Origin of the sequence: Streptomyces sp. UG1, assembly GCF_049974585.1 — a bacterium.
In the GTDB taxonomy this organism is placed as follows: Bacteria; Actinomycetota; Actinomycetes; order Streptomycetales; family Streptomycetaceae; genus Streptomyces.
In genome coordinates this window covers 57,812-70,142 of sequence record NZ_JBNGGG010000019.1, presented here as the reverse complement: position 1 = coordinate 70,142, position 12,331 = coordinate 57,812, and the positions used below count along the sequence as shown (strand labels likewise).

Here is a 12,331-nt window from a genome sequence, read left to right as displayed (position 1 = left end):
CGCCTCCTTCGTCGGTCAGGGCCGCCCGCGCGCCGGAACCCGCTCGGCCTCGGGCACCGGCCCGGGCGGCGTCCCGTCGCCGAACGGCCTGCCGCCCAGCTCCGCACGGTGGTGCGGCGTCAGCCAGCCCGCCAGATCCGGCCCGAGGGGCACGATGCCGGTCGGGTTGATGCCGCTGTGCACCTGGTAGTAGTGCCGCTTGATGTGGTCGAAGTCGACGGTGTCACCGAATCCCGGCGTCTGGTAGAGGTCACGGACGTACGCCCACAGCACCCGATTCTCCGTCAACTTCCAGCGGTTGCACTTGAAGTGGCCGTGATAGACGGCGTCGAAACGGACCAGCGTGGTGAACAGCCGGATGTCCGCCTCGGTGATCGTGTCGCCGACCAGATAGCGCCGCTCCGCCAGCCGGTCGGTCAGCAGCTCCAGCCGCCGGAACAGGCGTGCGCACGCCCCCTCGTACTCCTCCTGGCCGGTGGCGAAGCCCGCCCGGTACACACCGTTGTTCACGTCCTCGAAGACGTCCGCCATCACGGCGTCGATCTCGTCCCGCAGCGGCTCCGGGTAGAGATCGGGCGCACCCTCACGGTGCAGCGCCGTCCACTCGGTGGCCAGGTCGAGCGTGATGCGCTGGTAGTCGTTGGTGACCAGCCTGCCGCTGGGCACGTCCACGACCGCGGGCACGCTGACCCCGCCCGGGTAGCCGGTCTCCCGCCGGTCGTAGGCCTCGCTGAGGAACCGGATTCCGAGCGCCGGGTCACGGTCGCCCGGATCCAGCGTGAACCGCCAGCTCCGGTCGTCCTGGATCGGGTCGGCGACCGCCAGCGACAGCGCCTCCTCCAGACCGAGCAGCCGCCGGGACACCAGCGCCCGGCTCGCCCACGGACAGGCACGGCTGACCACCAGACGGTAGCGGCCCGCCGCCACCGGCCAGCCGTCCCGCCCGTCCGCCGTGATCCGGTCCGTGAAGTGGGCCTTCGACCGCCGGAACGGCGTCTTCCCGTAAGCGGTGTTGCCCCCGCCGCTCATGATCGCGCTCCTCTCCGCCGTACGCCAGGTCCCGGTCGGGTACCGGCTTCCCGATCCCACCGAGTCCCCAGTTTCCCGCCGACGGCACGGTGTGAGCGGGCCCGATCAGGGCAGTCGGAGTTGGATGAGCGGGACGAACAAGGCACCGAAGACGGATCGCAGGACCCGTGTCACCGTCCTGGTGGCTCTCACGGCCAACCTCGTCATCGCCGTCGCCAAGGCGGTCGGAGGCCTGGCCGCCCACTCGCCCGCGCTGCTGTCGGAGGCCGCGCACTCCGTCGCCGACAGCATGAACGAGGTCTTCCTGCTGGCCGCCCTGCGCCGCAGCCGCCGCCCCGCCGACTCCCGCCACCCCTTCGGCTACGGCAAGGAACGCTTCTTCTGGTCGCTGCTCGCGGCCGTCGGCATCTTCGTGATGGGCGGCTGCTTCTCCTTCTTCCAGGGCTTCGAGGCGCTGCGCGGCGGTGCCGAGGAGGAGTTCAGCGGCTATGTGGCGGGGATGATCGTCCTCGGTGTCGCCTTCCTCACCGAGGGCCTGTCACTGGTGCGGGCGCTGCACCAGGTGCACCGTCAGGGAGGCATCGCGAAAGGGCTGCGTGACCCGGCCCTGCGCACGGTGGTCGCCGAGGACACCACGGCCGTGCTCGGCGTGAGCCTGGCCTTCGCGGGCATGGCGCTGCACATGGTCACCGGGCAGGCCGTGTGGGAGGCGTCCGCGTCGTTCGCGATCGGCGCGCTGCTGGTGTACGTCGCCTACCGGCTGGGCCGCGACGCACGCGACCAATTGATCGGGCAGGCCGCCGATCCCGAGGACGACGCCCGTATCCGCGCGCTGCTGGCGGCACAGCCCGAGATCGACAGCGTGGAGGCGCCACGCGGCGGTAGCCGCATATCGAATGCGCCACGATGAAGACCGGCCTGGAGACGGCCCTGGTGGCGGCCCGCGTCGACCTGGTGCCCGGCCTCGACTGGGGGTCCCCCCGCTCGAGCGAAGCCGAGAGTGGGGGAGAACAGGTCGAGGAGGTCGCCGTCCGCATCAAGCGGTCCATCGGCCGCACCGTCGCCGAGGCGGACCAGATCTTCCTCGACGTGACCGAGCGCTCCGCCCGGGAGGCACAGGGAAGCCCCGCCGCGACGGGGGAACGCGGCGGGGCCTGACGCACGTGTGCCCGGCGAACGCGGGTTCATGCGTGCGAAGAGAACAAAATCTTCGACCGGATCCCCGGGCCCCGGTCAGTCCTCGCCGATGGGCTCCAGCACGAACACCGGGATGACCCGATCCGTCTTCTTCTGGTAGTCCGCGTACGGCGGATACGCCGCGACGGCCCGCTCCCACCACTCGTCCTTCTCCGCGCCGGTGACCTCGCGGGCCTTCATGTCCCGCGAAACCGGCCCGTCCCGCAGTTCCACATGGGGATCGGCCTTGACGTTGTGGTACCAGACCGGGTGCTGGGGCGCCCCGCCCAGCGAGGCCACGGCGGCGTAACGCCCCTCGTGCTCGACGCGCATCAGCGGCGTCTTGCGGATCTTGCCGCTCTTGGCGCCCCGGGTGGTGAGCAGGATGACCGGCATCCCCGTGTTCATGAGGGTCGTCCCCTCGGTGCCGCCGGAGCTCTCGTACAACTCCACCTGGTCGCGTACCCACTTGGTGGGGCTGGGCTCGTACTCGCCCTCAAGAGGCATGACATCGGTCCCATCGTCGTGTCCTGGTGCTGTCTGACACCGTCGTTCAACAGTGGCATGCGCGAGATTCATCCTGCCCCTGGTCACACCGTCATCCGCACCGCCAGCGCAAGGATCACGCCGCTCGACACCAGCGCCGTCACCAACCGCCCCCGGTGCCCCGTCAGCACTCGCCCCAGAAGTGCCCCGCCCCCGGCCAGCAGCAGTTGCCAGCTCGCCGACGCGGCGAACGCGGCCAGCACGAACACGCCCTGTTCCAGGAGCGATACGGCGTCCGTGGCGCGGGTGCCGAGGACCAGGGCCGCGAAGTAGATCACAGTGATCGGGTTGAGCAGCGTGATGCCGAGGAGGGCCAGGTAGGCGCGCGCCGGGCTCGGGGGCGGGGGAGTGGAGCGGCGGGTGGCGAGCCGGTGGCCGCGGTAGTGCCGTACGGCGGTGATCGCGCCCTGTACCGCGAGGACCGCCAGCACCAGGGCGGAGGCCCAGCGCAGCGGCACCAGCACCGGACGCAGCGCGCCGGCCAGCGCCGAGCCGCCAACGGTGGCCACGAGTGCGTAGAGCCCGTCGGCCGTCGCCACGCCGAGCGCGGCGCAGACCCCGGTCCGCAGGGACGTACGGGCGGTGAGGGAGACCAGATAGGTCGCGACCGCGCCGACCGGGACGGCGATGCCGTAGCCCGCGAGCAGCCCCGCGACGAGCGCGGCGGTCACGACGTGGGAAGCGCGGGCCTCCGCGGTCGGCCGGGCTGCTGCTGGGACCGCACCGGACGAACGGCGACGGTCGGCGGCAGCGAGGTGATGGTCGTAGGCATGGCCGGATTCTGCGGCTGGTGACGGCCGGTCGGCAATCGAATTTCACCGGAGCACCGGTCTGAGCGCACCGCGGGGCCCATCGGCCGCCGCCGAGCCGAAGCTGTGTGCGACGATCCCCGGCCAGATTGGCCCCGCGTCCGATCTGGCCGAACTTGGCGTCGCTCTCTAGATGCCTCGGGCATCTAATGAAGATCGGCACGACGCACTCTTCGTCTGCGAGGTCTTCCATGACGGACACGGCGGAACCGCACACCGTCACCTTCCCCCAGAACCGAACCTGTCCGTACCACCCGCCCGCGGCCTACGACCCCCTGCGCGAGTCACGCCCGCTGGCCCGCATCGCGCTCTACGACGGCCGCCCGGCCTGGCTGGTCACCGGACACACTCTCGCTCGCACCCTGCTGGCCGACCCGCGGCTGTCCTCGGACCGCACCCATCCAGGCTTCCCCGCGCCGACGGCCCGGTTCGCGGCCGTCCGTGACCGCAGAAGCGCGCTGCTCGGCGTCGACGACCCCGAACACCGCGTCCAGCGGCGGATGCTGGTTCCCAGCTTCACGCTCCGGCGGGCCGTCGAGCTGCGCCCGCGGATCCAGCGGATCGTGGACGAACGGCTGGACGCGATGATCGCCCGGGGAGCGCCCGCCGAGCTGGTGAACGACTTCGCGTTGCCCGTGCCCTCGATGGTCATCTGCGCCCTGCTGGGCGTGCCCTACACCGACCACGACTTCTTCGAGGGCCAGTCGCGACGCCTGCTGCGCGGCCCCACGACCGCCGACGTCATGGACGCCCGCGAGCAACTGGAGGCGTACTTCGCCGGTCTGATCGAGCAGAAACAGAAACAGGCGGAACCCGGCGACGGAGTCCTCGACGAACTCGTCCACCAGCAGCTGCGCGCCGGCGAGCTGGACCAGGACGAGGTGATCGCCCTCGCGACCATTCTGCTGGTCGCCGGCCACGAGACGACCGCCAACATGATCTCCCTGGGCACCTTCACCCTCCTCCAGCACCCCGACCGGCTGGCCGAGTTGCGTGCCGACCCCGAGCTGCTGCCCGCCGCGGTCGAGGAACTCATGCGGATGCTGTCCATCGCCGACGGGATGCTGCGGGTCGCCGTCGAGGACATCGAGACGGGCGGGGAGACGATCCGGGCGGGCGACGGCGTGGTCTTCTCCAACTCGGTCATCAACCGCGACGAGGCCGTCTACCCCGACCCCGACGTCCTGGACTGGCACCGCTCGGCCCGCCACCACGTCGCCTTCGGGTTCGGCATCCACCAGTGCCTCGGCCAGAACCTGGCCCGCGCCGAGATGGAGATCGCCCTGCGCACCCTCTTCGACCGCCTGCCGACCCTGAAGCTGGCCGCCCCCGCGGAGGAAATCCCCTTCAAACCCGGCGACACGGTCCAGGGGATGCTGGAACTCCCCGTGACCTGGTAAGAGGCTCCGGTCATGAACGATGAAACACGCGAAACGAACGAATCAGGCAATACGCCCCGCCGTATCGACATCGACCACGACCTCTGCATCGGTGCCGGGCAGTGTGCCCTGGCCGCCCCCTCCGTCTTCACCCAGGACGACGACGGCTTCAGCGCCCTGATCCCGGGGCGCGAGGACGGCGGCGGCGACCCGATGGTGCGGGAGGCTGTCCGGGCCTGCCCGGTCGGCGCCATCACCATGTCGGACAAGGAGGGTTGACGGGGCGAGTACCTCGCTCGACGCACGCGGTCATGGGCGGGCCCGCCCTCCGGCGCGGGCCCGCCCCGTCTCAGCGCGCCGCCAGCAGCGACCGCGCCGCCTCCCTGGCCTCGGCCGCCGGCCGCGCGCTGCCCGTTATCCCCGCCGTGACCATGGCGCCCTCGGCCAGCAGGTACAGCGCCCCGGTCAGTGCGTCGGGCAGCCCGGCCCCGGCCACCAGTGAGCCGAGGTAGTCGCGAAACGCCGCCTTGTGCGCCCGCGCCTGGCCCGCCACCCGCTCCGAGAGGGCGCCCAGCTCGCCGTACGAGTTGATCCAGGCGCAGCCGCGGAAGTCCTCCTCGCCGAACCACTCCTGAAGCCAGTCGAAGACGGCCAGGATCCGCCGCTCGGGGTCCGGCTCCCGTTCCACATACGAGGCGAGCTTGCCGCGCCAGCGCACGTCGCGGCGCTCCAGATACGCCTCGACCAGCAGCTCCTTCGCCGGGAAGAGCTGATAGAGCCGCTTGAGCGAGACCCCGGACGCGCCCCGGACGTCGTCCATCCCGACGGACTGGATGCCGCGCCCGTAGAACAGCTTCTCGGCGGCGTCCAGCGCCTGCTCCCGGGCGGTTGCGCTGTCCATGAACGACCTCTCCTTGACCTGAGAACGTGCGTTCTCCTACGGTAGCAGCCGGATGGAGAACGCACGTTCTCCATCTCTCGAACACTGCCTCGACGACCACTTCGCCCCGGAGGACGACATGACCGACCGCCGCCCGCCCCTGCCCCCGTTCACCCGCGAGAGCGCCGCACAGAAGGTGCAGGCCGCCGAGGACGCCTGGAACACCCGCGACCCGCACAAGGTCGTCCTCGCCTACTCCGAGGACTCGGTGTGGCGCAACCGCGACACCTTCGTCACCGGCCGCGCCGAGATCGTCGCGCTCCTCACCGCGAAGTGGGCGCGCGAGCGGGAGTACGCGCTGCGCAAGGACCTGTGGGCCTTCGACGGCAACCGCATCGCGGTCCGCTTCCAGTACGAGTGCCAGGACGCCGACGGCCAGTGGTGGCGGTCGTACGGCAACGAGCAGTGGGAGTTCGACGAGCACGGGCTGATGACCCGGCGCGAGGCGAGCATCAACGACGTGCCGATCGAGGAGAAGGAGCGCCGCATCCTCGGCCCGCGCCCGGAGAGCGAGCGCGGACTGACCTTTCCGCTGCGCTAGCCCGTTTGAGTACGGTTCCCGGGTGACCGAACAGGCTGTGGCCGAGGCCCGCAAACCCTTCCTCTACGTCGTCGTCTGCGCCGCCGGCATCGCCGCGGACGTCAGCAAGCTGATCACCGCCGCGCAGGAGCGGGACTGGGAGATCGGGGTCATCGCGACCCCGGTCGCCATGAACGGCTTCTTCGACACCGCCGCCGTCGAGGCCCTGACCGGCCGCCCGATCCGCTCGGCGTGGCGTACCCCGGCCGATCCCCGCCCGTTCCCGCCGCCCGACGCCGTCGTCGTGGCCCCGGCCACCTTCAACACGATCAACAAGTGGGCCGCCGGCATCGCCGACACCCTCGCCCTCGGCACCCTCTGCGAGGCGTACGGCCTCGGCGTCCCCATGGCCGTCCTGCCCTGCGTCGCCGACGCGCTCGCCGCCCACCCCGCCTACCGGGACAGCCTGGTACGGCTGCGGGGGATGGGGGTGCGCTTCGGCGAGCCGTACACCGGCGAGACGGACGAGGACGGCAGGCGGCCGGAGTTCGGGTGGGCACGGGCGCTGGATCTGCTGGATCGCGCTTAGTGCCCCGGCGGGCCACGCACGACGACGTACGCTCCCTTGGTACCCCACCCGAAAGCAGGAGCAGCAACGATGCAGTACGTGAAGCTCGGTTCGACGGGCATGGACGTGTCGCGGATCTGTCTGGGCTGCATGACCTACGGTCTGCCCGACCGGGGCGCGCACGAGTGGACCCTCGACGAGGAGGCGTCGCGGCCGCTGATCCGGCAGGCGCTGGAGGCGGGGATCAACTTCTTCGACACCGCCAACGTCTACTCCGACGGCACCAGCGAGGAGATCGTCGGCAAGGCGCTGCGCGACTTCGCCCGCCGCGACGAGATCGTGCTCGCGACGAAGGTACACCTGCGGATACGGCCCGGCCCGAACGGCGCCGGCCTCTCCCGCAAGGCCGTCATGGCGGAGATCGACCACAGCCTCGCCCGCCTCGGCACCGACTACGTCGACCTCTACCAGATCCACCGCTTCGACCCGCACACCCCGGTCGAGGAGACGATGGAGGCCCTGCACGACCTGGTCAAGGCGGGCAAGGTGCGCTACATCGGGGCGAGTTCGATGTACGCCTGGCAGTTCTCCAAGATGCAGTACACGGCCGAGCGGCGGGGCTGGGCCAAGTTCGTCTCGATGCAGAACCACTACAACCTCCTCTACCGCGAGGAGGAGCGCGAGATGCTCCCGCTCTGCGCGGACCAGGGTGTCGGCGTCCTGCCCTGGAGCCCTCTCGCACGCGGCCGCCTCACCCGGGACTGGGGCACGGTCACCGACCGCAGCGCCAACGACAACTTCGGCAGCACCCTGTACGGGGACAGCGACCGGGTCGTCGTCGAGGCCGTCACCCGGGTGGCGAACGAACGCGGCGTCCCGCGCGCTCAGGTCGCCCTGGCCTGGCTTCTGCGGCAGAGCACGGTGACGGCCCCGATCATCGGCGCGGCCAAACCCCAGCACATCGAGGACGCGGCGGCAGCGGTGGAACTGGAGCTCACGGAGAAGGAACTGGAGGAGCTCGAACAGTCCTACGTCGCGCACCCGGTCATCGGCCACGGAAGCCGCTGAGGCCGCTGAACGGATCCGCCAAGACTCAGTGGGGTCCGTGCTGTTCGAACTCCGTGCCGCACGGGCCCGAGCCCTCGCTCTCCGGCAGGGCGACGCGGTCGCCGCTCATCGTGAGCGTGCGGTAGTGGACACCGATGCGCTCGGCCGACCGCCCGACGTAGTGACTGATGAACGACCGGCGAAAGCGGTCCGCCGTACGGTTGGGCTGCGAACCGTGGACCAAGCTGCCGTTGAAGAACAGCACGTCACCCGGCCGCATGTCGACGGGCACCGCCTCGAGGCCGGGCGGCGGCGGGACGTACTCACGCGCGAAGGACACCTCGGCGTCCGCCACTTCCGGGCAGAACAAGTCCATGGCATGCGTACCGGGCACTACTTCGAGACCCCCGTTGTCCCGGTCGATCACATCGCAGGCGATCCACGCCGCCACACATGTGCCCGGCTCGACCCGCAGATAGAAGTTGTCCTGGTGCAGCGCCTGCCCCCGGGCCCCCGGCGGCTTGAAGTAGAACATGCTCTGCGCGGCCAGCACCTCCTCCCCGAGCAGCACCTCCAGCACGCCGCGCAGCCGCGGGTCGAGCAGCATCCGCAGCGACAGCTCGTCGATCTCGTGCGGGTGCATCACCCGCGGATACGCGCGCAGCGGATCGGCGTCCCCCGGTCGGGGCTCGAAGTGCCCGGGCACCGGCCCGGCCGCGTGCAGCGCCGCGAATCGCTCGCACAACCGGTCGATCTCGGCGTACCCGAACAGCCCGCGTACGACGGTGAAGCCCTGCTCCTGGAACTGGCGGAGCCCGGTCTCGGGCAGGGTGGGAGCGCCGGTGGCGCCGATGTCCGTGGCTGTCATGCGTCCACTCCTCGGTGAGGTGTCCTCGGCCTGCCACGCTAGGCCGACACACGCATCAGGAGGATGACCGTGAGCGCTGACGGATTGCCCGAGACTGCCGCACCCGGCGTTCCCGCGCCGTCGCCCGGCCTGGTGGTGGTCGGGCATTTCGACCAGCCGCCGGGGTACCGGATCAACCGGCCGCGCGGTGCGGACAGCTGGCTGTTCACCTGGACGACCGGCGGCCACGGCCGGCTGCGGCACGGCCGCACCGAGGCGCGGGCCGGGGCCGGGGACCTGGTGGTGCTCGCGCCGGGAGTCGGGCACGACTACGGCGTCGAACCCGGTGCACGGCACTGGGAGTTCTGGTGGGCGCACTGCCAGGCCCGCCCGACCTGGCGGTCGTGGCTGCGCCCGTACGACGCCGGCGCGGGGATGTACGTCGTGACGCCGACGCCGGACGCGGTGCACGGCCGTGTCGAGGCGGCGTTTCGCCGGATGCTCGCCGACGCCCGCTGGACGGGCACGGAGGCGCCGCCCGCCATGGCGCCGGGGGAGGAGCCGGTCGCCGTGGCCCACGGCACCGCGGCCCGCGAACTCGCCCTGTGCGCACTGGAGGAGGCGGTCCTGCTCACCGCCGGAATCTCCCGAACTCAACCGCCCCGCCCTGGAGTCGACGACCGGGTGCGCAGGGCGCAGGCGCTGATCGACGCCGACCCGGCCGCCGCGCACACGGTCCGCTCGCTCGCCGCGCACGTCGCGCTCTCGCCCTCCCGGTTCGCGCACCTGTTCACCGGGCAAATCGGCCAGTCACCGATGCGCGCGCTGCGCGAGGCGCGGCTGCGACACGCCGCGCGGCTGCTGGAGACCACCGGCCTGTCCGTGGAGCGCGTGGCGGCCGCCTCCGGGTTCGCCAGTCCCTACCACTTCAACCGGGCGTTCCGGGAGCGGTACGGGACACCGCCCGGCACGTACCGGACGGGCGGTCCAATGGTTGGCGCCTGACTTGTGAAGGCCCGGTGAAGGCGCGTACGCGCGCATGACCAGGCAGAAAAGTCGAGGAGCGGCCGTTCAATGGTTTTCCCGGAGATCGAACCCCGACGAGTGCTTACCGTTTCCAATTGCTTTGGCGATATCTCGCAATGACTGGATGGTCGTTATTGACCGTTCGTCAATTACTGCTCGCCGCATACACAATGCACAAAAACTGGAATGACTTGTTCTCTCTCCTTGACCTGTGCAAAGGTGTGCCTCGCTCCCCTACGCCCCACGCTTCACAAGAGCCGCGCCCGGAGCATACCCGTTGGTATGGACCTTTAATGCCGAATGCCCTCCGGAGGAACGCCGCCGTGCATGACGCAGGCCTGTCGAATTCCCCCAGCGACGCCCGAATCTCTGAAGTCACGGACGCTCAACTGAGCGCCGAACTCAAGAAGTGGACGGGGGTGTCACCGGCGCTGCACCCCGTCGGTGAACTTCTCGACCGGCACTGGGAAGCGGGCTTCGCCTACGCGCGCCTGTGCACGGCCGACGCCAGGTCGGCGGGCATGCTCACCACCGCGGCCTTCACCCGGCTCTTCGGCGAGACCCTGCGGCAGACCGGCCCGACGGCCGCCTGGCGCCCCCGGCTGCTCGTCACCGTGGGCCATATCGCGGCGGAGTGGGACACCGACCACAGACGCGAGATGCTCCACCCCGAGCTGCGCTCCGAGGCGGAAGGCGCGGAGCGCGTCGCCGCCCGGCTGCTGCCGCCCGCCGACCGCCGGCTGCTGTCCGGAGCCTTCCAGCGCGTGCCCCAGTGGGCCCGCTGCCTGCTGTGGCACACCGAGGTCGAGGCCGAGCCGCTGTCCGTGCCGGCCGCACTCCTGGGCCTCGACGAGGAGTGCGCGCGCGTCGAACTGGGCCGGGCCCTCGAGCGGCTGCGCGAGGAGTGCCTGCAGGTCCACCGCGAACTGGCCCCCGAGCAGGAGTGCCGCCAGTACCTGCGGATGCTGGACGTGACGTACCGGCGCGGCGGGGTCGAGGTCGACCCCGATCTGCGCGAGCACCTCAGCCGCTGCGAGCACTGCAGCGAAAGCGCCCGCCAGCTCGCCTTCTTCAACGAGGGCCTTGGCGTCGCCCTCGCCGAGGCGGTCCTCGGCTGGGGGGCGAGGGACTATCTGGTGTCCAGAGCGAGCCTGACCGAGAAGCCGGCCCGGACGGTGCCCGCACCGGTACCGTCGCAGCGGATCGCGGGGGAGTCCTTCTTCGCCGACGCCGCCCCCGTGGCGGATCTGCCCGCGCCCCCGGCCGAACCGCCCGCCGCCCCCGCGCCGGAGGCCGTCGCCCCGGTCCAAGAGCCGTCCGCGACCCAGCCCTTCGCCACGGCCGACGCGGCCGCTCAGCCCTTCGCCGCCGCCGGCGCGCCCGCCCCGCCCGCCGAGCCGGGCCCCCGACGGGCCCGCCGTGCCGCCCGCCGCCCCGCCCCGGGCACCGGACCCGCCACGGCCACCGGCGCCGACGGCGCCGGCTCCGGCCGCGCGGCCCTCAAGGCGGCCCGCCGTGCCGCCCGGCGCCGCAATCTCACCGCCGCCGTCGCGACCGCCAGCGCCCTCGTCGCCCTGCCCCTGGTCATCTGGTCCATGGGCGACTCGGGCGCCGACTCCGCCCCCACGGCCGGCGACCGCCCCTCCGAGGCGCCCGGCACCGGCTCCAACTCCGCCACCGGCAACCCGTCCTGGGCGGGGGCCGCCGAGGCCGCGAAGGGCGATCTGCGCGGCAAGCTGCACAACATCGGGTCCGGGCTGTGCGTCGGCATCGTCGGCGGGAAGGCCGTCGTGGACGCGGAGACCGAACTCACCGAGTGCTCCTCGGCAGCCGGCCAGCAGTGGGCGTACGAGACCGACGGACTGATCCGCAGCGGCGCCGACCCCGACCTCTGCCTCGACTCCCACCTCGGCTACTCGGTCCGGCTCGCGCGGTGCACCGGCGCCGAGGACACCGCGACCAAGAACATCCGCTACGACTTCACCCTCCAGGGCACCCTGGTCCCGCGCTTCGACCAGGACCTGGCCCTGAGCCCCGCCGCCACCGACGGCTCGGGCGCCCTGGTCCTCAAGACCCGCGAGGACGAGGCCGACGACCAGCACTGGGTCATCGACACCTCGGCGCCGGAACTCCAGATGGAGGTCGTCAACTGGGACTCGGTGGCCGAGACGCCGCAGGCTCCGACCCCGACCCCCGCGCCGACGAAGACGCAGCCGCCCACACCGACCCCGGCTCCGACCGCGACCCCGACGCCCTCGCAGCCGACGTCCGCGAGCCCCTCCCCGACCGGCGACGCCTGCTACCACGACCCGTACGCCTGCTCATGGGGTGGCAACAACGGCTCGTACGGCGGCGGATACGGAGACGGCTACGGCGGCTATGGGGGCTACGGGTACGGCGGGTACGGGTCCGGTGGCTACGGCTACGGCGGCCGCCGCTGAGCG

At 71.6% G+C, this 12,331-nt stretch carries 12 protein-coding genes and 1 pseudogene; 8 read left to right on the top strand and 5 right to left on the bottom strand.

Annotated elements, in window-relative coordinates:
• Window positions 1–15 precede the first annotated feature (15 nt).
• Window positions 16–1,029 carry a glutathione S-transferase family protein gene (locus ACP4J3_RS21920; RefSeq protein ID WP_426536949.1) on the bottom strand — a complete coding sequence of 338 codons (1,014 nt, stop codon included), beginning with the start codon at window positions 1,027–1,029 and terminating at the stop codon, window positions 16–18.
• Window positions 1,030–1,153: 124 nt separating this feature from the next.
• On the opposite strand from ACP4J3_RS21920, the pseudogene ACP4J3_RS21915 reads away from it, so the two are divergent.
• A pseudogene (locus ACP4J3_RS21915) lies at window positions 1,154–2,187 on the top strand (cation diffusion facilitator family transporter).
• Window positions 2,188–2,262: 75 nt separating this feature from the next.
• Here the strand turns inward: ACP4J3_RS21915 and ACP4J3_RS21910 are convergent.
• Together ACP4J3_RS21910 and ACP4J3_RS21905 are read right to left on the bottom strand one after the other, a co-directional pair.
• Window positions 2,263–2,712, bottom strand: coding sequence for a nitroreductase family deazaflavin-dependent oxidoreductase (locus ACP4J3_RS21910; RefSeq protein WP_426536947.1), 450 nt, complete (start codon window positions 2,710–2,712; stop codon window positions 2,263–2,265).
• Between the two features lie 83 nt (window positions 2,713–2,795).
• Window positions 2,796–3,422 (bottom strand): LysE family transporter, encoded by a 627-nt coding sequence (locus ACP4J3_RS21905; RefSeq protein ID WP_426536945.1) that lies wholly within the window; start codon window positions 3,420–3,422, stop codon window positions 2,796–2,798.
• 329 nt (window positions 3,423–3,751) lie between these two features.
• Here ACP4J3_RS21905 and ACP4J3_RS21900 point away from each other — a divergent pair, with 329 nt between their 5' ends.
• Together ACP4J3_RS21900 and ACP4J3_RS21895 are read left to right on the top strand one after the other, a co-directional pair.
• A complete protein-coding gene (locus ACP4J3_RS21900) occupies window positions 3,752–4,960 on the top strand; it encodes a cytochrome P450 (protein WP_426536943.1) in 1,209 nt (402 codons plus the stop codon).
• 12 nt (window positions 4,961–4,972) lie between these two features.
• Window positions 4,973–5,218, top strand: a complete 246-nt coding sequence (locus tag ACP4J3_RS21895; protein WP_426536941.1) for a ferredoxin — start codon at window positions 4,973–4,975, stop codon at window positions 5,216–5,218.
• A gap of 70 nt (window positions 5,219–5,288) precedes the next feature.
• Here the strand turns inward: ACP4J3_RS21895 and ACP4J3_RS21890 are convergent, their stop codons facing one another.
• Window positions 5,289–5,840 carry a TetR/AcrR family transcriptional regulator gene (locus tag ACP4J3_RS21890; RefSeq protein WP_426536939.1) on the bottom strand — a complete coding sequence of 184 codons (552 nt, stop codon included), beginning with the start codon at window positions 5,838–5,840 and terminating at the stop codon, window positions 5,289–5,291.
• Window positions 5,841–5,958: 118 nt separating this feature from the next.
• Here ACP4J3_RS21890 and ACP4J3_RS21885 point away from each other — a divergent pair, with 118 nt between their 5' ends.
• The 3 genes from ACP4J3_RS21885 to ACP4J3_RS21875 all read left to right on the top strand — a co-directional run bounded on the left by ACP4J3_RS21885 (window position 5,959) and on the right by ACP4J3_RS21875 (window position 8,035).
• Complete coding sequence (locus ACP4J3_RS21885) at window positions 5,959–6,420, top strand: DUF1348 family protein (protein WP_426537146.1); 462 nt, start codon at window positions 5,959–5,961, stop codon at window positions 6,418–6,420.
• Between the two features lie 22 nt (window positions 6,421–6,442).
• Entirely contained in the window at window positions 6,443–6,988 is a 546-nt protein-coding gene (locus ACP4J3_RS21880; RefSeq protein WP_426536937.1) for a flavoprotein, read from the top strand.
• A 69-nt stretch (window positions 6,989–7,057) separates the two neighbouring features.
• The gene (locus ACP4J3_RS21875) at window positions 7,058–8,035 is read left to right on the top strand and encodes an aldo/keto reductase (protein ID WP_426536935.1); all 978 of its coding nucleotides are present in this window, start codon (window positions 7,058–7,060) and stop codon (window positions 8,033–8,035) included.
• Between the two features lie 25 nt (window positions 8,036–8,060).
• On the opposite strand, the gene ACP4J3_RS21870 is transcribed toward ACP4J3_RS21875, so the two are convergent.
• On the bottom strand, window positions 8,061–8,882 hold the full coding sequence (locus ACP4J3_RS21870; RefSeq protein WP_426536933.1) for a phytanoyl-CoA dioxygenase family protein: 822 nt from the start codon (window positions 8,880–8,882) through the stop codon (window positions 8,061–8,063).
• A gap of 63 nt (window positions 8,883–8,945) precedes the next feature.
• On the opposite strand from ACP4J3_RS21870, the gene ACP4J3_RS21865 reads away from it, so the two are divergent.
• Together ACP4J3_RS21865 and ACP4J3_RS21860 are read left to right on the top strand one after the other, a co-directional pair.
• Window positions 8,946–9,866 carry a helix-turn-helix domain-containing protein gene (locus tag ACP4J3_RS21865; protein ID WP_426536931.1) on the top strand — a complete coding sequence of 307 codons (921 nt, stop codon included), beginning with the start codon at window positions 8,946–8,948 and terminating at the stop codon, window positions 9,864–9,866.
• 344 nt (window positions 9,867–10,210) lie between these two features.
• A complete protein-coding gene (locus ACP4J3_RS21860) occupies window positions 10,211–12,328 on the top strand; it encodes a ricin-type beta-trefoil lectin domain protein (protein ID WP_426536929.1) in 2,118 nt (705 codons plus the stop codon).
• Window positions 12,329–12,331 lie beyond the last annotated feature (3 nt).

What these genes read in the sequence shown, in the direction of transcription:
- ACP4J3_RS21920 (WP_426536949.1), bottom strand. Translation starts at nt 1,029, where the DNA reads ATGAGCGGCGGGGGCAACACCGCTTACGGGAAGACGCCGTTCCGGCGG.
- ACP4J3_RS21910 (WP_426536947.1), bottom strand. Translation starts at nt 2,712, where the DNA reads ATGCCTCTTGAGGGCGAGTACGAGCCCAGCCCCACCAAGTGGGTACGC.
- ACP4J3_RS21900 (WP_426536943.1), top strand. Translation starts at nt 3,752, where the DNA reads ATGACGGACACGGCGGAACCGCACACCGTCACCTTCCCCCAGAACCGA.
- ACP4J3_RS21895 (WP_426536941.1), top strand. Translation starts at nt 4,973, where the DNA reads ATGAACGATGAAACACGCGAAACGAACGAATCAGGCAATACGCCCCGC.
- ACP4J3_RS21890 (WP_426536939.1), bottom strand. Translation starts at nt 5,840, where the DNA reads ATGGACAGCGCAACCGCCCGGGAGCAGGCGCTGGACGCCGCCGAGAAG.
- ACP4J3_RS21885 (WP_426537146.1), top strand. Translation starts at nt 5,959, where the DNA reads ATGACCGACCGCCGCCCGCCCCTGCCCCCGTTCACCCGCGAGAGCGCC.
- ACP4J3_RS21875 (WP_426536935.1), top strand. Translation starts at nt 7,058, where the DNA reads ATGCAGTACGTGAAGCTCGGTTCGACGGGCATGGACGTGTCGCGGATC.
- ACP4J3_RS21870 (WP_426536933.1), bottom strand. Translation starts at nt 8,882, where the DNA reads ATGACAGCCACGGACATCGGCGCCACCGGCGCTCCCACCCTGCCCGAG.
- ACP4J3_RS21865 (WP_426536931.1), top strand. Translation starts at nt 8,946, where the DNA reads ATGACCGTGAGCGCTGACGGATTGCCCGAGACTGCCGCACCCGGCGTT.